The organism is Citrobacter sp. RHBSTW-00887 (assembly GCF_013728095.1).
Lineage (GTDB): Bacteria > Pseudomonadota > Gammaproteobacteria > Enterobacterales > Enterobacteriaceae > Citrobacter > Citrobacter braakii.
The window spans coordinates 2,678,747-2,700,570 of record NZ_CP056267.1; the positions used below are offsets into that span (position 1 = coordinate 2,678,747).

Consider the following 21,824-nt stretch of genomic DNA (forward strand, 5'->3'; position numbering starts at 1 on the left):
TCGGGTGACGGCACGCCTTATCCGGCCTACAACCAGGCACCGTAGGCCGGATAAGATAGCGATCATCGCCATCCGGCATTTTGCACGTTATGATGCTTCTCCATTCCAGGGAGAACGTTAATGAAACCACAGGTTTACCACGTCGATGCCTTTACCTCGGTACCCTTTCGCGGCAATTCAGCAGGCGTGGTTTTGCATGCTGACGGACTGAGCGAAACACAGATGCAACTCATTGCTCGCGAGCTGCGTCATTCGGAAACCGCTTTCCTGCTGACCAGCGACGACAGCGATGTTCGCATCCGCTATTTCACGCCGACGGTAGAAGTTCCTATCTGTGGGCATGCTACCGTCGCTGCACATTATGTGCGGGCAAACGTGCTTGGCTTGGGCAACAGTACAGTCTGGCAAACCTCGCTGGCCGGTCGTCATCGGGTGGATATCGAAGCTACCGGGAATGGCTATCGTATTAGCCTTGAACAAGGCGTACCCGGATTTGAACCTCCGCTGGAAGGGGCTATTCGTAGTGCGATTATCGAGGCCCTACACCTGAGCGAAGACGATATGCTGGCAGGCTTGCCGATTCAGGTTGCTACCACCGGGCATTCGAAAGTGATGATTCCGCTCAAGCCTGAGGTGGACCTCGACGCCCTTTCCCCTGATTTGCAGGCTTTGACAGCCATCAGCCAACAAATTGGTTGTAACGGCTTCTTTCCTTTTCAAATCCGCCCGGGCGAAAACGCCACCGATGGCCGCATGTTTTCGCCTGCGATTGGGATTGTGGAAGACCCGGTTACCGGCAATGCCAACGGTCCAATGGGCGCGTGGTTGGTTCACCATGGGCTGATGGCGCATGATGGGAAAACGTTACGTGTTCAGGGACATCAGGGCCGTGCGCTCGGGCGCGACGGTATTGTTGATGTGACGGTGACTATCCGTAATAACCAGCCAGAAAAAGTCACCATTACCGGTTCGGCGGTGATCCTGTTTCACGCAGAATGGGCGATAGATTTTTAATTGTTCCCGTAGGCCGGATAAGGCGATTACGCCGATCCGGCACTAATTCCGATGCCCCTATTTCCCCGCCTCCGGATGCGTATCAAACGCCGCCATTACCGTCGCCAGCTCATCCTGGGTAAACCCATGCTTCACGTCATCCACGCCTAGGCCAAACCGCTCCTGCAACAAGGCATACAGGCTGGGGACGTCAGGCAGATTAATCTGTTCTACCGCGTGTCCATCCTGATAATGGGTGAAATGAAAATTGGTTAACGTTAATTTCCCGCCGTCAGGCAGATGACGACACATCAGCAAATGATGGCGAAAATGTGATTGCGGCCAGTGAGCGGACCAGAAGTTGCCTATCAGATAATCGCTCTGATGCTGTACGACAAGGTCGAAACGGTACATTGATTGCCAGTGTTCGTGATGACAGAACTGTAGGATCCAGTCTTCACCTTCCTGAATCAACCGATACTCGCCGTGTGGTGTCTTCTGCTCAACATTCGCCTGCAGACGAATCGGCGCCGTCAGGGTCTGCCCGCCGAAACCAACGTCGGCGATCCACTGCTCCCCCTGCAACTCAACCAGCAACAGACGATGCGTGCGTGGTGGCAGGCTTGACGGGTTCGCCAGTACCACACGTCCGAGCAGACTGCGTACGGTAAAACCGATTTCGCGTAGCGCCCGCTCAAATACTCCGTTCTGTTCAAAACAATAGCCGCCGCGACGCGCCGTCACCAGCTTCTCCTCCAAAGACAAATCGTCAAGCTGCATCTCTCTTGGAAGCAATACATCCAGGTTTTCAAAAGGTATGGCGGCGTTGTGCAGTAAATGCAGCGCCCGTAAGGTTTCAATGTTGACCCTGGCCAAATCTGACCAGCCAATACGGGCAAAATAAGCGGTTAAAAAAGGCGTCATACGGAGTTCCTGTTCGATTAATGCAGTACTTATAGCGCATTTTTAATTTTGCGCCGTCGATTTTGTGCGTTGTTCCTCCAGACGAGGCGACAAAATCGCTAATACCGTTAATATCTATGTTTATTGTGGTGTGTTATCTCTCAGCCAAGGAGCATCCATGAGCCATTTTCGTCCGATCGAATTAAAACATGCCAGTCGGTTGCTAAATCACGGCCCAACGATATTAATCACCAGCCGGGATGAGCATACCGAGCGGCGAAATGTGATGGCTGCCGCGTGGTCAATGCCCGTGGAGTTTGAACCACCGCGGATCGCGATTGTTGTCGACAAGACCGCCTGGTCACGTGAGCTCATTGAACGTAGCGGCAAATTCGGCATCGTTATTCCGGGCGTTGCCGCCGCCAACTGGACCTGGGCCGTAGGCAGCGTTTCCGGTCGTGTGGAAGATAAATTCAACTGCTACGGCATTCCCGTGGTGCAGGGACCGGTACTGGGTTTACCGCTGATTGAAGCAAAATGTCTGGCCTGGATGGAGTGTCGCCTGTTGCCTGCCACTGCGGCACAGGAAAAATATGACACGCTGTTTGGTGAAGTGGTCTCGGCTGCCGCTGATGAGCGAGCCTTCGTGGAAGGACGCTGGCAGTTTGATGATGGCAAGCTCAATACCCTGCATCACCTTGGGGCCGGAACGTTTGTCACCAGTGGAAAAAACATTACTGTAGGTGAATAACGATGTACAAACGGATGGCAGGACTCTCCTGTCATCCTCAATGATTTGCATCCCCCTTAAAAATCAGCCATATAAAGCATATTCCTTCGCTTTCTTGCTGAATCATTCGCATGAATTATAGTTATTCTTGCACTAACTCTAATATCTCTTCAAAAGGCTATCCGTCAACGCAGCACAGCATCCCCCAACTGTACTTATAAAGTGTCAGAGAGGTTTTACGATGCAACTAAATAGAATCGCACAAAGTTTTATACTTGCTGGGTTACTCACATCGTTTGCTGTTCCCGTTATGGCCGCTGAAGCCCCCAAAGACGCTACCGCCGCCACGCAACAAGTCAACAACGCGCTATATAACCAATTACCATTCTCCGATAACACCGACTTTACCGATGCCCACAAAGGCTTTATCGCTCCGCTCTCGCAGGAAGTGATCAAAGGCGAACAGGGAAATGTTATCTGGAATCCGCAGCAATACGCGTTCATTAAAGAAGGTGATAAAGCGCCGGATACGGTAAACCCAAGCCTGTGGCGCCAGTCCCAGTTGATCAACATCAGCGGGCTGTTTGAAGTAACGGATGGCGTTTACCAGATCCGTAACCTCGATCTGTCGAATATGACCATTATTGAAGGTAAAGAAGGCATCACTGTAGTTGACCCGCTGGTTTCAGCAGAAACGGCTAAAGTCGGGATGGATCTTTACTTTAAAAATCGCGGTCAAAAACCGGTTGTCGCGGTGATTTATACCCACAGCCACGTTGACCATTATGGTGGCGTACGCGGTGTTGTTGATGAAGCCGACGTTAAAGCGGGCAAAGTAAAAATTTATGCGCCAGCCGGATTTATGGAAGCGGCGGTCGCTGAGAATATTATGGCCGGTAACGTCATGAGCCGCCGTGCGAGCTATATGTACGGCAACCTGCTAAAACCTGATGCCAAAGGTCAGGTCGGCGCGGGACTGGGAACCACGACCTCCGCGGGAACCGTTACCCTGATTGCGCCAACGAATATCATTGAGAAAGATGGACAAAAAGAGGTCATTGATGGCCTGACCTATGACTTCATGCTGGCTCCGGGTTCTGAAGCACCTTCGGAAATGCTGTGGTTCATCGAAGAAAAGAAACTGATTGAGTCTGCTGAAGATGTCACTCACACCCTGCATAACACCTACTCTCTGCGCGGGGCCAAAATCCGTGAACCGCTGCCGTGGTCTAAATACATCAACGAAGCGATTGTACGTTGGGGTGATAAAGCCGAAGTGCTGATGGCGCAGCACCACTGGCCAACCTGGGGTAATGACAAGGTGGTGGGGCTGCTGAAAAGCCAGCGCGATCTGTATCGATACATCAACGACCAGACGTTGCGCATGGCCAACGAAGGTCTGACCCGCGATGAAATCGCTGCGAACTTTAAGCTGCCGGACTCACTGGCCCATACCTGGGCTAACCGTGGTTACTATGGCTCCGTTAGCCATGATGTAAAAGCGACCTATGTGCTCTATCTTGGCTGGTTTGACGGCAACCCGGCCACGCTGGATGAACTGCCGCCGGAAGAATCTGCGAAGAAATTTGTCGACTATATGGGTGGTGCGGATGCCATTCTGCAAAAAGCACAAGCTGACTATGACCAGGGTAACTACCGCTGGGTGGCTCAGGTAGTGAGCAAAGTGGTGTTTGCCGATCCGAATAACCAGGCCGCGCGTAATCTGGAAGCTGATGCGCTTGAGCAATTGGGGTATCAGGCTGAATCCGGCCCGTGGCGTAACTTCTACCTGACCGGGGCGCAAGAGCTGCGTAGCGGCGTGGTCAAAGGCCCAACGCCGAATACTGCCAGCCCGGATACCGTTCGTGCCATGACGCCGGAAATGTTCTTCGATTATCTGGCGGTACATATTAACGGACAAAAAGCGGGCGATGCGAAATCAGTATTTAACATCGACCTCGGCAGCGACGGCGGTAAATACAAGCTTGAGCTGGAGAATGGCGTACTGAACCATACCGCCAATGCCGAAGCGAAAGATGCCGACGCCACGATCACGCTGAATCGCGACACGCTGAATAAAATTATCCTCAAGGAAGTGACGCTGAAACAGGCACAGGACAGCGGAGATGTGAAGATAACTGGCGACGGTGCCAGGCTTGATGCCATGCTCGGCTATATGGATAAGTTCGAGTTCTGGTTCAACATCGTTACACCGTAAGCACAACGAAAACGGGCGGAAAATCCGCCCGTTTTGTCTTACATGCTGTAGCCGGGTTTTTTAATCAACCTGGCCATCTGCGGCGCAATCTCCACATCCCACACGCCCTGCCACGCCTCGGGCTCAATTTCATTAAGCGCCACGCTCACTGAACTGTCTTTGCTTTGCAAATGACGAATAATGACGTCGGTAATATCCGCCGCCAGCGCGGATTTTTGTTCGTCGTTCAGGTCGCGAGGAAAACATTTGATATCGACGTGCGGCATAGCAGATTCCTTATTGTTTTGGGATGCAGGTAACTTATGCGGATTCTCGTTCCACCAGGTGAAATCCAACATCAATGATATCGTCTTCACGCGGAATTTGTTCGATACGATCGGCAAGCAGAGAGGCGGCGCGTTGTCCAATAGCCCGTCTGTCGACGCTGACGGTGGTGATGGCAGGTCGGTTACTGGCGGCAAAGTCGAGATCGCCAAAACCGATTACCGCTAATTCCTGCGGCACGCGTAGACCACGGCTTTCGGCTTCCATGATCGCCCCCTGAGCTAACGTATCTGAGCTACAGACGATGACATCAAACGCGCGTTCAGCCAATAGCTGTGCCAACCCGCTACGCCCCAATGCCAGAGAGGCAGGAAGCGGGACATCCACCTGTGCGCCAGCCGCGATACCATGACGACTCAGCGCATCGCACAGTCCTTGTTTACGCTGGCCTGCCCGGCGATCGGCGGTCCATAGCAAACCAGGACGGCGATACCCTTTGTCCAGCAAATAGTCTGCTACCGCCTGCCCGACTTTTTCATGCGAAAACCCCACCAGCATATCGATGGGCGTTGGCGTTAAATCCCATATTTCCACGACCGGGATGGCCGCATTAAGAATCACCTTTTTCAGCTCGGCGGTATGATGGATACCGGTGAGCACTACACCATCCGGGCGACGAGAAAGCAGCGTCGCCACCAGCTCAGCCTCTGTTTGCGGCGTATAACCCGACACGCAGAGCAAAATGTGGTATCCGCGTTCAGCCAGTTCATCGCTTAATGACTGGATGGTATCGACAAACATATTGTTGTTAATTTGTGGGACAACCACAGCAATAAGCTTACTGCGACGCGACGCCAGCCCCCCGGCCAGCGCGTTGGGAATATAGCCAGTGGCGCGTACCGCCTGCATCACTTTTTCTACTGTTCTCGGGCGCACCAGTTGCGGGGTATTCAACGCCCTGCTCACCGTCATGGGCGACAATCCCGCGGTACGGGCAACATCTTCCAGCGTGGGTGCGCGCGGAGGTCTGGGATTTTTCACTGTCGATGCCCTTGTCAAAAATCGCTGATTTATCCTGGCATTATTCATCATGATTTCGGCTATTGCCAGCGCCCCTCTACGATAACGCTGAGAAAACAGCAGCTTAGTTAATTAGCGCCATCTGAAATGATAGCGCCATCATAATGACTTGTGCATTTACCCATAAAGTATTGGAATGTGATGCTGTTTACAAGTTACTGCCCTTTTGTCTCAGTATTTGTGAGCGATTGTTCAAAACGCATTCAATTCGCTGGCGCAATGATTGCGCTAACACTAAAAATGTTAGCGCAATCATTCGTTATCCCCAGGAGAGATTAAAATGTCATTAAGTGCGAATTCCGATGCCGTAACGTATGCCAAATCAGCCAATGCAAAAACCGCGGCTGAAACCGGCGACCGTATCGAGTGGGTTAAGCTGTCCCTGGCTTTCCTTCCTTTGGCAACACCCGTGAGCGATGCCAAAGTGCTGACCGGTCGCCAGAAACCCCTAACCGAAGTCGCCATTATTATCGCGGAGATCCGCAGTCGCGACGGGTTTGAAGGCGTTGGATTTAGTTACTCCAAACGGGCTGGCGGCCAGGGAATCTATGCTCATGCCAAAGAAATTGCCGATAACCTGTTAGGCGAAGATCCAAACGATATCGACAAGATCTACACCAAGCTACTGTGGGCTGGAGCTTCCGTAGGGCGCAGCGGCATGGCGGTTCAGGCTATCTCCCCTATCGATATCGCCTTGTGGGATATGAAGGCCAAGCGTGCAGGGTTGCCGCTAGCAAAACTATTGGGTGCACACCGGGACTCCGTGCAGTGTTACAACACCTCCGGCGGATTCCTGCATACGCCGCTGGATCAGGTGCTCAAAAACGTCGTTATTTCCCGTGAAAACGGCATTGGCGGCATCAAACTCAAGGTTGGTCAGCCAAACTGCGCCGAGGATATTCGCCGCTTAACCGCGGTGCGTGAAGCGCTGGGCGATGACTTCCCGCTGATGGTCGATGCCAATCAGCAGTGGGATCGAGAAACCGCCATTCGTATGGGGCGAAAAATGGAGCAGTTCAATCTGATCTGGATTGAAGAGCCTCTGGATGCCTACGATGTGGAAGGTCACGCCCAACTGGCCGCCGCGCTTGATACCCCGATTGCTACCGGTGAAATGCTGACCAGTTTCCGCGAACATGAACAGCTGATCCTCGGTAATGCCAGTGATTTTGTGCAGCCCGATGCACCGCGTGTGGGGGGAATTTCACCGTTTCTGAAAATTATGGACCTGGCGGCGAAACACGGTCGCAAACTGGCTCCGCACTTTGCCATGGAAGTTCACCTGCATCTGTCCGCCGCTTACCCGCTTGAGCCATGGTTGGAACATTTCGAATGGCTGAACCCGTTATTTAATGAACAGCTTGAGCTGCGCGATGGGCGGATGTGGGTTTCCGACCGTCACGGCCTGGGGTTCAGCATCAGCGAGCAGACACGTAGCTGGACGCAATTAACCTGCGAGTTTGGTAAACGTCCTTAATTTATTTGGCGGGTAAGTAATACCCGCCCTCTTCCCTACAGAAACGCTCTCAACCTTATGAAAGGAGTGGGTGATGAACACAATAATAAAGCGCACAAAAGTGCGTTACGGTATTTTGATATTTCTGTTTCTTGCCACCGTATTTAATTACGCCGATCGCGCGACGTTATCCGTCGTGGCTCCGATTATGAGCAAAGAATTAGGTTTTGATCCCGAAGCAATGGGGCTGGCCTTTTCTGCCTTCGGTATTTCTTATGTCATTATGCAATTGCCTGGCGGCTGGCTACTTGATCGCTACGGTTCTCGTCTGGTATACGGCTGCGCCCTGATTGGCTGGTCGCTGGTGACCATGTTTCAGGGCACCATTTATCTGTATGCCAGTCCACTTGTGGTATTGATAATCTTACGTTTACTGATGGGTGCCATTGAGGCTCCGGCCTTTCCTGCCAACAGCCGATTAAGCGTGCAGTGGTTTCCTAATAACGAACGAGGATTTGTCACCTCAGTTTACCAGGCCGCGCAATATATCTCGTTAGGGGTAATTACACCGTTAATGACGATTATTTTGCATAATCTCAGCTGGCACTTTGTTTTTTATTACATTGGGGCGATTGGCGTTATTCTTGGCATCTTCTGGCTGGTAAAAGTCAGAGATCCTATGCATCATCCGAAGGTAAACCAGCAGGAAATTGACTATATCCGGGAAGGCGGTGGCGAACCGTCGCTGGGAAATAAAAAAGAGCCACAGAAGATTACCTTTGCGCAAATAAAAAGCGTCTGCGTCAACCGCATGATGATTGGCGTTTACATCGGGCAGTTCTGCGTGACGTCAATCACCTGGTTCTTCCTGACCTGGTTTCCTACCTATCTGTATCAGGCTAAAGGAATGTCGATCCTTAAAGTGGGGTTTGTCGCCAGTATTCCTGCTATTGCCGGTTTTATCGGTGGATTGTTAGGGGGCGTTTTTTCAGACTGGCTATTAAAACGCGGCTACAGCCTGACGGTTGCTCGTAAGCTACCCGTTATCTGCGGAATGTTACTTTCCTGTGTCATCGTTATCGCTAACTACACCTCGTCAGAATTTGTGGTTATCGCGGCGATGAGTCTGGCATTTTTCGCCAAAGGCTTTGGCAATCTGGGATGGTGCGTACTTAGCGATACTTCACCAAAAGAAGTGCTCGGCATTGCTGGCGGCGTATTCAATATGTGCGGCAATATGGCGAGTATTATCACGCCGCTGGTGATCGGCGTCATTCTGGCGAATACCCAGTCATTCGATTACGCCATTCTGTACGTCGGTTCGATGGGGCTGATTGGCCTGATTTCTTATCTGTTTATCGTGGGGCCGCTGGATCGTATTACGCTGAGCCCGTCCGTCGCGTAATGTAAGCTTATGGCGATAGTTCGCCCGCTGTTCCGGGATTTGCACTCCTGCGGAACAGCGTTTTTTTGTTTAAATAATCTTATTATTTTTCAGTACAGTACGCAGTCGCGGGTGCTGGCAAACCGCGTCAGCGATGGCGCTGATATTGGGCGTGTTGTCCTGAAACCAGTCATGCCCCGGCCCCCAGGTACGCATAACGGCAATATAAACGTCCAGCAGTGTTAGCTGATCGCCAAACGCGTACGGCTCAGCACTTAGCTGGTCGTTCAGCCACATATAAAGCGATTTGCGGTACTCAATACAGTTCTTTTTCAACTGCGCCGCGGCGTCTGGTACCCAGCGTTGTGGATAATCGGCATAGGTAAACGTTGGATAGACATTTGCCACCAGCCATATCAACAGACGCTGAAACTGCTGGCGCTCAGCGTGCCCAACGGGTGGCGCAAGTTCAGGACAACGATCGAGGATCATCAGGGCGATCGCCGCCGTTTCCGTCATCACGTTACCATTTTCCAGTATCAGTGTGGGCACCTGGCACAGCGGATTCATTTTTTTAAGCAACTCCCGCGAAGGCCCGTCGCGGTCAAAACCATCCACATCAATAAAGCTGTAAGGGATCTCCGCCAGTGTGAGCATCACTTCACTGATGGCCGATCCCCAGCCCGGCACCCCATAGACCTTAATCATGCTGCAACCCCCCAAAGTTAAAACCCTAAGTGTAGAGCAGCATTCGTCAGTCTATGCAGACCTGCCTATCTTTCCCTTGAAGTTCACAGCACTTTCGACAAGAACTGCTGGGTGCGCGTGTGGCGTGGATGATTCAGCACCTGCTCGCTGCTGCCCTGTTCGACAATTTTGCCATCGACCATAAACACCACCTGATCCGCCACTTCCCGGGCGAACCCAATCTCGTGCGTCACCACAACCAGCGTGGTTCCCGACTGCGCCAGTGCTTTGATGACATCCAGAACTTCGCCTACCAGTTCAGGATCCAGCGCTGAAGTGGGTTCATCAAACAGCATAACGCGTGGATTTAGCGCCAGCGCACGGGCTATAGCGATACGCTGCTGCTGACCGCCGGAGAGATGACGCGACCAGGCACCGGCTTTATTACGCAAGCCAACGGCATCAAGCAGAGTTAATGCCCGCTCGGTGGCGGCTTTACGCGATGCCAGACCGTGCGCAATGGGCGCTTCAATCAAATTCTCCAGCACCGTTAAGTGCGGAAACAGATTAAAATTCTGGAATACATAGCCGACGTTAACGCGCTGGCGCAAAATTTCCGCCTCTTTCAGCTCATACAGCTTGTCTCCCTGCCGACGATAACCAATGTAATCGCCATCGATTTGAATAAACCCTTCATCGACGCGCTCCAGATGGTTGATCGTCCGCAAGAGTGTGGATTTCCCTGAACCGGACGGGCCAAGAATAACCGTTACCGTTCCGGGAGGGATCTCCAGCGACACATTATCCAGCGCTTTGTGGCGACCGAAGTATTTGCTGACGCCGGTAATGGAAATATGGCCTTCAGGCGAGTGGGACATGGACGGCCTCCTGCTGCGGACGTTGACGGTTGCGTTTTTCTGCACGACTCACCCGGGCGGTATTGATTGCTGAACGTCGCTCGCTGCGGGCCAGCGCGCGTTCCACCAGGTGCTGAATTAACGACAGGACGCTGGTGATCACCAGATACCACACCGCACCCACCATCAGCAGCGGGATCACTTCCTGCGTGCGGTTGTAGATCATCTGGATGGTGTAGAACAGCTCAGGCATTGCCAGCACGTATACCATCGCCGTCCCTTTCGCCAGACTGATGATTTCATTGAAGCCAGCAGGCAAAATGGTGCGCAGCGCCTGCGGTAGAATAATCCGCAGCGTACGTCGCCATGCGGGTAAGCCCAGCGCTGCCGCTGCCTCGTACTGGCCGTGGTCAACCCCTAAAAATCCACCACGAATAATTTCAGCGGTATAGGCGCTTTGCACCAGCGTCAGGCCAACCACCGCGGTGGAAAACTGGCCGAGCACATTGATGGTCTCAAAACTGCCCCATTGAATGGGAGTAAACGGAATACCAATCGCCAGCGTGTCGTACAAATAGGAGAAGTTGTACAAAACGATGAGCACCACAATCAGCGGTAACGAACGAAACAGCCAGATGTATCCCCATGCCAGACCGTTCAGTAGCCAGGAAGATGAAAGCCGTGCCAGCGCCAGCAGACCACCGATGATAATACTCAACAGCGTACCGATAAGCGTCAGTAGCAGAGTTTGCCCAAGGCCGGACAAGATAACCGGATCAAAGAACCAACGGGCAAACACGCCCCATTCCCAGCGCGGATTAAACGCCACGGACTGGATAATCACCGCCAGGACAAACAAGGCAATGACTGCTCCTGCGGTGCGCATCGGATAGCGCGCCGGTACGACTTTAATACTCTCCGTCGTTTTCATCTTCTCTCCTCAGGCTATTCTGGCCTGACCGGCGATGGTCAACAGTTTGGTAAAGCGCAGCCGGCCATCAAACGGTGGCAGGCTGTACTCTTCGGGATCGCGCGCTGTATCAAATTGCGGATCGTAGCCCTGGCTTAAATAAAGTCGCACGGCCTCCGGCTGGCGAAATCCCGTGGTCAGATAAATCCGGCTGTAGCCCGCCAGCAGCGCCCTGCGTTCCAGCTCCTGCACCACGCGCGCCGCCAGCCCCTGCTGACGCAGGCTGCTTTTCGTCCAGATGCGCTTAATCTCGGCGGTGTCTTTGTCGTAAGGTTTGTAGGCCCCGGTGGCGATAATCTCGCCGCTGCGCTCCAGTACCACGAAAAGTCCCTGCGGTGCCAGATACCATTCGGTCAGCTCCACTTCAGCGTCGCGAGAAAAATAATCGCCATAGCGGGCGGCATATTCACCGAACAGACCGTTCAAAATTGGCTGCAGCTCGCTGGCTTCAGGTGAGACCACGCGAAATTGATCGCTCACGATGACCTCCTTAGTCGCCTAAACCGGCCGGGTTGATTTCAGATTGCGGAATACGTTCCACCCCTTCTCCCCAGCGGTTCAGCACCTTGTCATAGTCGCCGTTGCCAATTACGCCGTTGAGGGCGGTTTGTACCGGCAGAACCAGACCGCTGTCCTTTTTCAGCGTCACAGCGATGTGTGCCGCTTTTGGCCAACCGCCATCAACGCTGCCCACCCGTTGCGTTTTACCGTTGAGTGCAGCTTTCCACGCGCCGATAACGTTAGGACCGAAGTAAGCATCGGCGCGGCCTGACTGCAGAGCCAGGGTTTGCGCGGCATCATCTTTGGTATACACCGGCGTAAACGGCTGCAACCCTTTCTTCACGTTCTCATCGTTCCAGGCGAGTAGGATGGCTTCCTGATTTGTCCCCGAACCGACGATGATGCGCAGACCGGCGATATCTTCTGCCTGCTCGATTTTCTTCAGCTTACTGCCGGTTTTGACATAGAAGCCAAGGGAGTCCCTACGATACGTCGCGAAATCGAATTTCTCTTTGCGGGCTTTGGTGACGGTAATATTGCTGATCGCGGCATCATATTTGCCGGACGTGACGCCCAGCGGCCAGTCTTCCCATGACGTGGGCACGACGTTGAGTTCCAGCCCCAGACTGTCAGCCACCAGACGAGCGATGTCCGCCTCGCTGCCGATCAGTGTCTTATTGTCATCGGCAAAGACGGTCAGCGGCGGCTGGCTTAACCCGGCAATCGCCACGGTGAATTTACCCGGCACGGCCAGGTGCAGGTTCGCGGGCAACTGCGCAATCGCCTGCGGATTTTTTGCCGTATTGATTGGCGTTTTATTGGCTTCCAGGCTTACGCCCGTACCGTTAATAGTCACATCATTTGCCCAGACGTTAGCGCTGAAAGCCAGTGACAGCGCGAGGAAGACTGATTTTTTCTGCATAGCGTTTTTCTCTTATTGTGTGAATTGGTTTGCAGGTGTCGCGAGTCCCAGGCTTGCGCGCAGGGTCGTACCGGGATATTCATGGCGGAACAGGCCACGCGCCTGAAGCACGGGGACAACCTGTTCGACAAAACGCGGGAAGGTATCTGGCGTTCCCCCCTGGATGATAAAACCGTCTGCGGCTTTTTCGTCGAACCACTGCTGAAGACCATCGGCAACCTGTTGCGGCGTACCGCTGAAACGTGGGCGTGGACTGGCCGCTTCCAGAGCAACCTGGCGTAGCGTTAAGCCACGCTCACGCGCGTTGCGTTTGATCTCATCAGTCGTACTGCGAAAGCTGTTTTGTCCAAGGGAACCCAAATCCGGGAACGGTGCGTCCAGTGGATATTGGGCGAAATCATGATGTTCAAAATAGCGGCCCAGGTAGTTCAGCGCGTCGGTAATAGAGACCAGCGCAGCGGTAGTCTGATACTGCTGCTCAACATCCTCTGCGCTGTCGCCAACAATCACGCTGACGCCCTGGAATATATGCAGTTGTTCGGGATGTCGCCCGGCGTAGGCCAACTGGCTTTTTACATCCTGATAGAACTCTTTGGCCTCCGCCAGCGACTCCTGATGGGTAAAAATAGCATCGGCATGCTGCGCCGCTAATTTCTTACCATCCTGTGAAGCGCCCGCCTGGAATATAATCGGACGGCCTTGTGGCGTGCGCCCAATATTTAACGGCCCTGCGACCTGAAAATAATCTCCATGATGGTTAAGCGTGTGCAGTTTTTGCGGATTAAAAAATTCTCCGCTTGCCTTATTACGGGTAAAAGCATCATCTTCCCAGGAATCCCACAGTCCTTTCACCACCTGTAAATATTCATCGGCGATACGATAACGCAGGGCATGTTCTGGATGCTGGGCACGGGAATAGTTCTTTGCCGAACCCTCCAGAGGTGATGTGACCACGTTCCATCCGGCTCGCCCCTGGCTGAGATGATCAAGGCTGGCGAACTGCCGTGCGGTAGTAAACGGCTCGCTGTATGACGTGGATACCGTGCCAACCAATCCCAGATTTTGGGTAATGCTGGCCAAAGCAGATAATACCGTCAGCGGCTCAAAGCGATTTAAAAAGTGTGGGATTGATTTTTCATTAATATACAGACCATCGGCGACAAAAATAAAATCCAGCTTCCCTTTTTCCGCAATAAGCGCCGTCTCTTTGACAAAATCAAAATTAATACTGGCATCGGCCTGTGCCGCAGGATGACGCCATGCGGACATATTTCCCGCTGCGCCATGCAGAATAGTGCCGAGCCGTAGTTGCCGATTTTCAGCCATAATAACCCCTACCCAACAGGTAAACTTAAAGATGTGCGAATGCCGTTTTTGCTAACTGTGCAAAGTAATGCGCGGCAGGTTCAATTAAACGTTCGTCCGGATTGAAGCCCGGGTGATGTAATCCGTATTCACTGGCGCTGCCAATACTGACAAATGCGCCAGGCGTATTTTGCAGATAGACAGCAAAATCCTCGCCGCCCATATGCAGGTCGGCATGGTGGGTGGTGTAGCCTGATTGTTTCGCCACGGCGGTGGCGATATCGGCCCAACGTGCATCGTTTACCAACGCGGTCGGCCCCGCATGCCAGATAACGTCGATTTGTGCGCCAAAGGCGTGGGCAAAACCGGCGGCGATGTCATTAACCCGTGCTTTAACCTGCTGCTGCACCGAAGTCCGGTGCATTCTGAGCGTCCCTTCCAGCTCAACGGATTCTGGCAACACATTCCATGTATTTCCTCCCTGAATACGGGTCACGCTAAGTACCACTGAATCCAGTGTGTTAACGTCGCGACTGGCAACGCTTTGCAACACCGTGACCAGTTGGCTGGCGAGCAGGATGGCATCTCTGCCTTCATGCGGACGCGCCGCATGTGCGCCCTTGCCATTAATACGCAGCACGAAGCGATCGACGTTGGCATAGAACGCACCGCCGCGTGTGGCAAATTCCCCCACTGGTAAACCTGGCTCATTGTGCATGCCAAAAATAGCCGCAACGTTGTGCAGCGCACCGGCGCGGATCAGCGTTTTTGCGCCACCGAAACTCTCTTCAGCGGGCTGAAACAAAATACGTACTCGACCCGGTAAGTTTGTTTCCTGTTGTTTAAGCAGCAGCGCGGCGCCCAGCATGACGCTGGTGTGAACGTCATGTCCGCAGGCATGCATCACTCCCGGTGTGAGGGAGCGAAACGGCACATCGGCGCTTTCTTCTATCGGTAGCGCATCGATATCCGCTCGCAGCGCGATGACATCTTCTCCCTGCCCGATTTCCGCGACCAGACCGGTTTTCAGGTCGAACGGTAAAATCTCGACGTCCGCTGCGTGCAGCCAGGCGTGAATGCGCGCCGTCGTTGCCACCTCTTGCAGGGAAAGTTCCGGGTGCTGGTGTAATTCACGACGCCAGTTGATAAGCGTTGAGGCCAGAGTCATCAGAGCAACTCCACGGCGTTATGGGCTTGCGCCAACAACCGCAGCGATGTCAGACGCGCGTGACCTTCCGCCACTGGCGTGTCGATAATGAACTCCTCAATGCCAAATTGCGTATGCAGGGCATTCAGCTTTGCCATCACCTCCTGAGCCGTGCCGTGTAACAACGCCTGCTCACGACGCGCGATTTTGCGTGGCGGACTGCCGGCCTGCGCGGCGAATGCCAGCGCCTGCTCTTCGCTGGCTACCGTGACACGTTGACCATTCTCCAACTCCACGCCCCAGATTTGCACGTTTTCCGCAAGCTGCGCGGCGGTATCGTTACTGTCAGCCACAATCACCTGGACGGCAACTATCGTCGGACGTGCGCTGTGGGCCTGCCAGAAGGACAAAACGTCACGCAATAACGCGCGGTCACCGTTGAGGTGTGCCGCGAAGATAAAATGCCAATTGAATTGCGCTGCTAACTGTGCGCTTTGCACACTGGCTCCCAGGACAAATCCTTCCGGCGGTATCGGTGGGATTGGCGTCGGAAATACCGTTTCTCCGCTTTCCGTGCCGCTCAGCGTCAGCCAGTCGTTAAGCTGGGAAAGTTGGTCGGCAAAACTGCCTTTTTCATCCTGATGCACTCCTTGCTGTAGTGCCCGAGTCGACAGTGGTAAGCCGCCAGGGGCTTTCCCTACGCCGAGATCGACACGCCCGGGTGCCAGCGAGGCCAGAAGATTGAAGTTTTCCGCCACTTTGTACGGGCTGTAATGTTGCAGCATCACACCACCGGAGCCAACGCGAATACGCTGGGTTTGCCCGAGGATCCAGGCAATCATCAGCTCCGGTGATGGGCTGGCCAGCTGTGGCGTATTATGGTGTTCCGCGATCCAGAAACGATGGTATCCCCACTCTTCTGCCCGCTGCGCCAGACGTAACGTCCGGGCAAGCGCCATCGCGGCGGTTTCACCTTCCCCGAGGGGGCTTTTATCCAGAATACTCAGGCGATATGACATGTTACGGGCCTATGCTTGTTAACATGTCATTATTATTAAATTATCAGATAACCATGCAGAAACATTTAATTCACATTTGCTCAGCTAAAAAGTAGATAACCAGCCCTGACGCTGTCAGGGTTAAAATTCGGATCGCCTTGTACTGGTCGGAACACGAAACTGAAACACGCGGAATGTATGGCCTACAAAATATAATAGGGTCGTTGGTCTCACGGGAATAACATCCAAATCATTTCATGCCAGTTTTCTTTTTGCGAAAACGTTTTTTAACGCGATTTACGTTAAGTCAGGTTAAATGACTTAAAACGTTATGCGGTTGTATAAAATGTTTCAGTTTTATGACCCTGAATGAATATTCCACAGAGATTTTTTAATTTAAATACTTCCACAGAAATGATGATTAGTAGAGAATGCAGCGTTTCTTATTAAAACGGTTTAAAACGGCTTTTTAATATTCCTCCCGATTTTATTGCGGGAATTTTTGTATGGATTATACATATCATTATGGGGCCTCTATGAAAAGTAACATGCCCGTTACACAAATTGAGCACGCACTTAACGACAAAGCGACGCTGCTTTCAACGACGGATAAAGAAAGTCATATTACCTACGCTAACTCTGCTTTTATCGATGCCAGCGGATTTAACGAAGATCAATTAATGGGCGAAGCGCATAATATTATTCGCCATCCTGATATGCCTCCCGCTGCATTCGCTGATATGTGGTACACGCTACAGCAGGGAGACAGTTGGACGGGTATGGTGAAAAACCGCCGCCAAAATGGTGACCATTACTGGGTTCGCGCCAACGTTACGCCGGTCTGGCACAATGAAAAACTCACCGGTTACATCTCAGTGCGTACCGTTCCTTCGCGTGATGAAATAACTCACAGCGAAAGTTTATACCAAAAAATGAATAGTCAGCAGTTTAAAGGCTTTCGACTTTTTAAAGGGATTATCATTCGTCGCGGCTTATTGGCATGGACTTCCATGTTTAAATGGCTGAATATCAGCCAGCGCGTCAATTATTCTTTAGGGGTGACGGCCCTGCTCGCTTTGTTATTTATCTTCGCCCCGTTTAATCCCTTTATTCAGTCGGGTGGCTTGCTGGTGTTATTTCTGGCGCTGGCTATTTACCTTAAGTATCAAATTTGTCAGCCAGTTAATACGCTCCTGACGCAAATGAAGAAAGTGGTGTCCGGACGTAAACCTGATAACTGTCATTTAAATCGGGTGGATGAGATCGGAATGCTAATGCGACTGGTTAATCAGTCCGGGCTTAATCTGAATTCTCTGGTCGATGACGTCAGTACGCAAATTTCCGGTATTCGCGCTATCAGTCAGCGGGTGTCAAAAGAAGGTACGGCGCTGCATCAGCGTTCAGAAGAAACCTCTGCCGACCTGCAACAAACCGCTGCGGCCATTGAAGAAATTGGTAGCGCGGTACAGCAAACCGCTGAGACGGCGGCACATACCATGACCATGGCCAATAAAACCAGCGCCAACGCTGCAGAAGGCGGCGATATCATGAAACAAACTATCGCCATGATGCAGGCGATATCGCGTGACAACGGGCAGATCGTTGACATCATTGGCGTGATCGACAGCATCGCCTTTCAGACCAATATTCTGGCGCTCAATGCCGCGGTTGAAGCCGCGCGAGCCGGGGAATCCGGGCGTGGCTTCGCCGTTGTTGCGGCAGAAGTCCGCAATCTGGCCCAACACTCGGCGTCTGCGGCAAAAGAGATCAAACAGCTTATTGAGAAGAACGTCGCCAATGTTAATAGCGGCGTCAAAATGGTGGAGCAAACAGAAACGCATCTCACCGGGATGATTGGGGATGTACTGCAGATGTCGATGATGATCAAAGACATTAGTCTGGCCACGCGTGAGCAAACCCAGGCTTTGGATCTGATTAACGATTCAATTTCACGCGTTGGCACCATGACACACAATAATGCCGAGATGGTGGAGCGCGTCACCGACGCCACCGCCGATCTGACCCAGCGTTCATCACGCTTACAGCAGGCCGTTCAGGTCTTTGGCGTATCGGCATAACGTTACGGCGCTTATTGGGTGAATGTCTCGATAAGCGCACTCCTCTACAGGTATAAACGCCCTTCTCCTTTATTGGCTGAATCGAGGCCACACCGCGCCAGTACCGGCTGCATAAAAATGCTGAATTCTTGTTACCGGGGCTTTGCGGAACCAATCAATTGAATGTAGGATGCTCGGCCGGCAGTTTTCCCCCGTAACACAATGAAGGGTAAGGCTGTTTTCGCCGCAGCAGGTGCGGCAAAAAGGATGTTGTATTTTTGTCAGGTCAACAGGAATCGTAATGAACACAAACAACACGCAAGCCGCGGAACAACATGCGGCGAAACGACGCTGGTTGAATGCTCACGAAGAGGGGTATCACAAAGCGATGGGCAATCGACAGGTACAAATGATCGCCATTGGCGGCGCAATTGGTACCGGGTTGTTTTTAGGGGCAGGCGCACGCCTGCAGATGGCCGGCCCGGCTTTGGCGCTGGTCTATCTGGTATGCGGTATTTTTTCGTTCTTTATACTGCGCGCGCTCGGCGAACTGGTTTTACATCGCCCTTCCAGCGGTAGCTTCGTTTCCTACGCCCGTGAATTCTTAGGTGAGAAAGCCGCCTATGTGGCTGGCTGGATGTACTTCATCAACTGGGCGATGACCGGCATTGTCGATATCACCGCGGTGGCGTTGTATATGCACTACTGGGGCGCGTTTGGCGACGTGCCGCAGTGGGTGTTCGCCCTCGGCGCGCTGGCTATTGTCGGCACCATGAACATGATCGGCGTGAAGTGGTTCGCGGAGATGGAGTTTTGGTTTGCGCTGGTTAAGGTACTGGCAATTGTGATTTTTCTGGTGGTGGGTACCGTTTTTTTAGGTACCGGAAAGCCGCTGGATGGTAACGCCACGGGTTTTCACCTGATTACCGACAACGGCGGCTTCTTCCCGCATGGCCTGCTGCCTGCGCTGGTACTGGTACAGGGTGTGGTTTTCGCCTTTGCCTCTATTGAACTGGTGGGTACCGCCGCCGGTGAGTGCAAAGATCCGCAAACGATGGTGCCGAAAGCAATCAATAGCGTTATCTGGCGTATTGGTCTGTTTTATGTGGGTTCTGTCGTGCTGCTGGTTCTGCTACTGCCCTGGAACGCCTATCAGGCGGGGCAAAGCCCGTTTGTGACCTTCTTTTCCAAACTGGGCGTGCCGTACATTGGCAGTATCATGAATATTGTGGTGCTCACCGCGGCGCTTTCCAGCCTTAACTCAGGGCTGTACTGCACCGGGCGTATTTTACGCTCCATGTCGATGGGCGGTTCGGCACCGAAATTCATGGCTAAAATGAGCCGTCAACAGGTGCCCTGGGCCGGGATCCTCGCCACGCTGGTCGTGTATGTCGTCGGGGTATTCCTGAACTATCTGGTGCCGTCACAGGTGTTTGAGATCGTGTTGAACTTCGCGTCACTGGGCATTATTGCGTCGTGGGGGTTTATCATGGTCTGTCAGATGCGTCTGCGCCGGGCCATAAAAGAAGGTAAAACGGCAGACGTCAGCTTTAAACTGCCGGGCGCACCGTTTACCTCGTGGTTAACGCTGCTGTTCCTGCTGAGCGTACTGGTATTGATGGCGTTTGACTATCCAAATGGCACCTATACCATCGCGTCATTACCGCTGATTGCCATCCTGCTGGTCGCGGGCTGGTTCGGTGTGCGTAAACGCGTTGCAGAGATCCACCGCACCGCGCCATAACGGCAGAAGGCCTGACAGGTTAATCCTTCAGGCCTTCTTTTTTAGTTCGCTTCAATCAACTGCGCTACGTCGTTGCTGTTAATTTCCCGCGCATTCCCATCCTGATCGGTATAGCTGGTCATTCCCGTGTCTTTATCCAGTTTTGGCTTACCCTGGGTGGTGATGGTTTGTCCGCTTTTGGTCGTCATGACGTAATCGGTGGTGCATCCTGCCAATGTAAACAGCATTACGCCTGCACAAAGACAGATAAATGGCTTTTTCATGGTATTCCCGTGTTATTCAGTTAGCCGTTGAGGGCGTAGTGTAAGTCCCTGAAGTAGGTCAGGCTACTGGCGGGGTGTAACGAGGCGTATCGGGGGATTTAGAGAAGTGACAGGAGGGGTTTCCCCCTCCGGTTAATTACAGCGCAATACGAATAACATCGTCCGGCTGGGTGGCTTCCTGCTCGCGGGTGGACTTCTGTTTCACGCTCACGTACAGGGTTTTACCGTCGGCGGAGAGCGCCAGGCTATTCGGGAATGTTGGGGTCTCGAACGTTTTAACGACTTTATAGCTTTTCGCGTCGATCACGCTCACTTTGCCGGCCTGACGATGGGTCACGTAGGCCTCGTTACGCGCCGGGTTAAACAGCACGGCCAGGGATTCCGGCGCGGCGACTTTTGCCAGGACGTTGCCATTACGGGTGTCGATTACCAGCACTTCCGCCGCTTTAGAGTCGGTGACAAAGGCGCGGTTGCCCGCAGTGTCCAGGCTCAGGTTGATGAAGAAATGCTCTTTTCCATCATCCAGCAGCTTTTTACGGCTGAGAATTTTGTTGGTGGTGGTATCGATAGTGATGAATTCACCGTCCGCATTGGCGGTGTACAGGCGTTTAGCCTTGCTGTCGACAGCCAGAGCGGTGCTCATTTTGCCGGTATTTTGAATGGTGTCCTTCAATTTAATGGCATCACCGTCCACCACCCAAATCACGCTCTCTTTACCAATACCGCTAATGTATACCGTGTTGGTGGCGTCATCGGCGACCAGCTCACGCGGCTGCAGAGGGCGAACGTCTTCAGAACGCTTACGCGCATCCAGCACCAGACGTCCTTTCACCGCGCCCGTTTTAGCATCCATTGCCGTCACCGCGCTGTTTACCGTGTTGCCGAACCACAGCGTTTGCGTGGCGTTGTTGATGGTGGCGCCAAACGGTTTGAGATCGTTATGAATAACCTGAGTCACTTCGAGGGTGACCGGGTCAAGACGGTAAACCACCCCGCCGGTATCCAGTTTGCGGCTCTGCGAAGTCGCCAGCCACAGCGCGTTCTCTTGCTGGCTGTATGCCATTTCATAGGCGCCTTTGCCCACGGCTTTGCGCAGCAGTTCTTCTGCAGCCTGCGTAGTAAAAGATGATGCAACGAGCAGTGAACCTAACAGTAAAGAACCACGCAGACGCGGCGAAAACAGATGACGTAAAGACATGACGACTCCCTTTGATAAATTCGTTTGTTACTGCTTCACATAGCTTCAATGAGCAAAATCATGGTTTTGCCTTTTTTAAGAATGAGAATAGTAATCATTATTCATCTCAAAGTGGAGCACTTCTTCACATATTGACTACAATCGTTG

At 52.7% G+C, this 21,824-nt stretch carries 18 protein-coding genes and 1 pseudogene; 7 read left to right on the forward strand and 12 right to left on the reverse strand.

Annotation, left to right across the window (positions count from 1 at the left end; translation table 11 throughout):
* Positions 1 to 120 precede the first annotated feature (120 nt).
* Positions 121 to 1,014: a PhzF family isomerase gene (locus tag HV314_RS12755; RefSeq protein WP_181545734.1), complete on the forward strand. Its 894-nt coding sequence runs from the start codon at positions 121 to 123 to the stop codon at positions 1,012 to 1,014.
* A 57-nt stretch (positions 1,015 to 1,071) separates the two neighbouring features.
* Here the strand turns inward: HV314_RS12755 and nhoA are convergent, their stop codons facing one another.
* Positions 1,072 to 1,917 carry an N-hydroxyarylamine O-acetyltransferase gene (gene nhoA / locus HV314_RS12760; protein ID WP_181545736.1) on the reverse strand — a complete coding sequence of 282 codons (846 nt, stop codon included), beginning with the start codon at positions 1,915 to 1,917 and terminating at the stop codon, positions 1,072 to 1,074.
* 157 nt (positions 1,918 to 2,074) lie between these two features.
* Between nhoA and HV314_RS12765 the strand changes: the two genes are divergently transcribed.
* Both HV314_RS12765 and HV314_RS12770 read left to right on the forward strand, forming a co-directional pair.
* Positions 2,075 to 2,647 carry a flavin reductase family protein gene (locus HV314_RS12765; protein WP_181545738.1) on the forward strand — a complete coding sequence of 191 codons (573 nt, stop codon included), beginning with the start codon at positions 2,075 to 2,077 and terminating at the stop codon, positions 2,645 to 2,647.
* A 220-nt stretch (positions 2,648 to 2,867) separates the two neighbouring features.
* Positions 2,868 to 4,844: an alkyl/aryl-sulfatase gene (locus HV314_RS12770; protein WP_181545740.1), complete on the forward strand. Its 1,977-nt coding sequence runs from the start codon at positions 2,868 to 2,870 to the stop codon at positions 4,842 to 4,844.
* A gap of 38 nt (positions 4,845 to 4,882) precedes the next feature.
* Here HV314_RS12770 and pptA read toward each other — a convergent pair whose 3' ends face one another.
* Together pptA and HV314_RS12780 are read right to left on the reverse strand one after the other, a co-directional pair.
* Positions 4,883 to 5,110, reverse strand: coding sequence for a tautomerase PptA (gene pptA, locus HV314_RS12775; protein WP_047358141.1), 228 nt, complete (start codon positions 5,108 to 5,110; stop codon positions 4,883 to 4,885).
* Between the two features lie 34 nt (positions 5,111 to 5,144).
* On the reverse strand, positions 5,145 to 6,197 hold the full coding sequence (locus HV314_RS12780; RefSeq protein WP_370468755.1) for a LacI family DNA-binding transcriptional regulator: 1,053 nt from the start codon (positions 6,195 to 6,197) through the stop codon (positions 5,145 to 5,147).
* Positions 6,198 to 6,468: 271 nt separating this feature from the next.
* Between HV314_RS12780 and HV314_RS12785 the strand changes: the two genes are divergently transcribed.
* Both HV314_RS12785 and HV314_RS12790 read left to right on the forward strand, forming a co-directional pair.
* Positions 6,469 to 7,665 carry an L-talarate/galactarate dehydratase gene (locus HV314_RS12785; protein ID WP_181545742.1) on the forward strand — a complete coding sequence of 399 codons (1,197 nt, stop codon included), beginning with the start codon at positions 6,469 to 6,471 and terminating at the stop codon, positions 7,663 to 7,665.
* Between the two features lie 73 nt (positions 7,666 to 7,738).
* Positions 7,739 to 9,049: an MFS transporter gene (locus tag HV314_RS12790; protein ID WP_016156557.1), complete on the forward strand. Its 1,311-nt coding sequence runs from the start codon at positions 7,739 to 7,741 to the stop codon at positions 9,047 to 9,049.
* Positions 9,050 to 9,118: 69 nt separating this feature from the next.
* On the opposite strand, the gene HV314_RS12795 is transcribed toward HV314_RS12790, so the two are convergent.
* The 7 genes and pseudogenes from HV314_RS12795 to HV314_RS12825 all read right to left on the reverse strand — a co-directional run bounded on the left by HV314_RS12795 (position 9,119) and on the right by HV314_RS12825 (position 16,436).
* Complete coding sequence (locus tag HV314_RS12795; RefSeq protein ID WP_016153128.1) at positions 9,119 to 9,736, reverse strand: glutathione S-transferase family protein; 618 nt, start codon at positions 9,734 to 9,736, stop codon at positions 9,119 to 9,121.
* 83 nt (positions 9,737 to 9,819) lie between these two features.
* On the reverse strand, positions 9,820 to 10,593 hold the full coding sequence (locus HV314_RS12800) for an amino acid ABC transporter ATP-binding protein (protein ID WP_181545744.1): 774 nt from the start codon (positions 10,591 to 10,593) through the stop codon (positions 9,820 to 9,822).
* Entirely contained in the window at positions 10,577 to 11,503 is a 927-nt protein-coding gene (locus HV314_RS12805) for an amino acid ABC transporter permease (RefSeq protein ID WP_016153130.1), read from the reverse strand. Before HV314_RS12805 ends, HV314_RS12800 begins: the two co-directional genes overlap by 17 nt.
* Before the next feature lie 9 nt (positions 11,504 to 11,512).
* Positions 11,513 to 12,022, reverse strand: a complete 510-nt coding sequence (locus tag HV314_RS12810) for a GNAT family N-acetyltransferase (protein WP_016153131.1) — start codon at positions 12,020 to 12,022, stop codon at positions 11,513 to 11,515.
* Between the two features lie 10 nt (positions 12,023 to 12,032).
* Positions 12,033 to 14,291: pseudogene (locus tag HV314_RS12815) on the reverse strand (NtaA/DmoA family FMN-dependent monooxygenase).
* Positions 14,292 to 14,316: 25 nt separating this feature from the next.
* A complete protein-coding gene (locus HV314_RS12820) occupies positions 14,317 to 15,438 on the reverse strand; it encodes an amidohydrolase (RefSeq protein ID WP_181545746.1) in 1,122 nt (373 codons plus the stop codon).
* Positions 15,438 to 16,436, reverse strand: coding sequence for an MsnO8 family LLM class oxidoreductase (locus HV314_RS12825; protein WP_181545748.1), 999 nt, complete (start codon positions 16,434 to 16,436; stop codon positions 15,438 to 15,440). Before HV314_RS12825 ends, HV314_RS12820 begins: the two co-directional genes overlap by 1 nt.
* A 515-nt stretch (positions 16,437 to 16,951) precedes the next feature.
* Here HV314_RS12825 and HV314_RS12830 point away from each other — a divergent pair.
* Together HV314_RS12830 and ansP are read left to right on the forward strand one after the other, a co-directional pair.
* Entirely contained in the window at positions 16,952 to 18,493 is a 1,542-nt protein-coding gene (locus HV314_RS12830; protein ID WP_181545750.1) for a methyl-accepting chemotaxis protein, read from the forward strand.
* Positions 18,494 to 18,773: 280 nt separating this feature from the next.
* The gene (ansP, locus tag HV314_RS12835; RefSeq protein ID WP_003833088.1) at positions 18,774 to 20,216 is read left to right on the forward strand and encodes an L-asparagine permease; all 1,443 of its coding nucleotides are present in this window, start codon (positions 18,774 to 18,776) and stop codon (positions 20,214 to 20,216) included.
* 41 nt (positions 20,217 to 20,257) lie between these two features.
* On the opposite strand, the gene HV314_RS12840 is transcribed toward ansP, so the two are convergent.
* The gene (locus tag HV314_RS12840) at positions 20,258 to 20,479 is read right to left on the reverse strand and encodes a YgdI/YgdR family lipoprotein (RefSeq protein ID WP_003020157.1); all 222 of its coding nucleotides are present in this window, start codon (positions 20,477 to 20,479) and stop codon (positions 20,258 to 20,260) included.
* Between the two features lie 136 nt (positions 20,480 to 20,615).
* On the reverse strand, positions 20,616 to 21,677 hold the full coding sequence (gene yncE, locus HV314_RS12845; RefSeq protein ID WP_016153137.1) for a 7-bladed beta-propeller protein YncE: 1,062 nt from the start codon (positions 21,675 to 21,677) through the stop codon (positions 20,616 to 20,618).
* Between the last annotated feature and the right edge of the window lie 147 nt (positions 21,678 to 21,824).

Excerpts from the sequence above, each read along its gene's own strand:
- HV314_RS12755 (WP_181545734.1), top strand. The coding sequence starts at position 121 with ATGAAACCACAGGTTTACCACGTCGATGCCTTTACCTCGGTACCCTTT.
- nhoA (WP_181545736.1), bottom strand. The coding sequence starts at position 1,917 with ATGACGCCTTTTTTAACCGCTTATTTTGCCCGTATTGGCTGGTCAGAT.
- HV314_RS12765 (WP_181545738.1), top strand. The coding sequence starts at position 2,075 with ATGAGCCATTTTCGTCCGATCGAATTAAAACATGCCAGTCGGTTGCTA.
- HV314_RS12770 (WP_181545740.1), top strand. The coding sequence starts at position 2,868 with ATGCAACTAAATAGAATCGCACAAAGTTTTATACTTGCTGGGTTACTC.
- pptA (WP_047358141.1), bottom strand. The coding sequence starts at position 5,110 with ATGCCGCACGTCGATATCAAATGTTTTCCTCGCGACCTGAACGACGAA.
- HV314_RS12780 (WP_370468755.1), bottom strand. The coding sequence starts at position 6,197 with ATGAATAATGCCAGGATAAATCAGCGATTTTTGACAAGGGCATCGACA.
- HV314_RS12785 (WP_181545742.1), top strand. The coding sequence starts at position 6,469 with ATGTCATTAAGTGCGAATTCCGATGCCGTAACGTATGCCAAATCAGCC.
- HV314_RS12790 (WP_016156557.1), top strand. The coding sequence starts at position 7,739 with ATGAACACAATAATAAAGCGCACAAAAGTGCGTTACGGTATTTTGATA.
- HV314_RS12795 (WP_016153128.1), bottom strand. The coding sequence starts at position 9,736 with ATGATTAAGGTCTATGGGGTGCCGGGCTGGGGATCGGCCATCAGTGAA.
- HV314_RS12800 (WP_181545744.1), bottom strand. The coding sequence starts at position 10,593 with ATGTCCCACTCGCCTGAAGGCCATATTTCCATTACCGGCGTCAGCAAA.
- HV314_RS12805 (WP_016153130.1), bottom strand. The coding sequence starts at position 11,503 with ATGAAAACGACGGAGAGTATTAAAGTCGTACCGGCGCGCTATCCGATG.
- HV314_RS12820 (WP_181545746.1), bottom strand. The coding sequence starts at position 15,438 with ATGACTCTGGCCTCAACGCTTATCAACTGGCGTCGTGAATTACACCAG.
- HV314_RS12825 (WP_181545748.1), bottom strand. The coding sequence starts at position 16,436 with ATGTCATATCGCCTGAGTATTCTGGATAAAAGCCCCCTCGGGGAAGGT.
- HV314_RS12830 (WP_181545750.1), top strand. The coding sequence starts at position 16,952 with ATGAAAAGTAACATGCCCGTTACACAAATTGAGCACGCACTTAACGAC.
- ansP (WP_003833088.1), top strand. The coding sequence starts at position 18,774 with ATGAACACAAACAACACGCAAGCCGCGGAACAACATGCGGCGAAACGA.
- HV314_RS12840 (WP_003020157.1), bottom strand. The coding sequence starts at position 20,479 with ATGAAAAAGCCATTTATCTGTCTTTGTGCAGGCGTAATGCTGTTTACA.
- yncE (WP_016153137.1), bottom strand. The coding sequence starts at position 21,677 with ATGTCTTTACGTCATCTGTTTTCGCCGCGTCTGCGTGGTTCTTTACTG.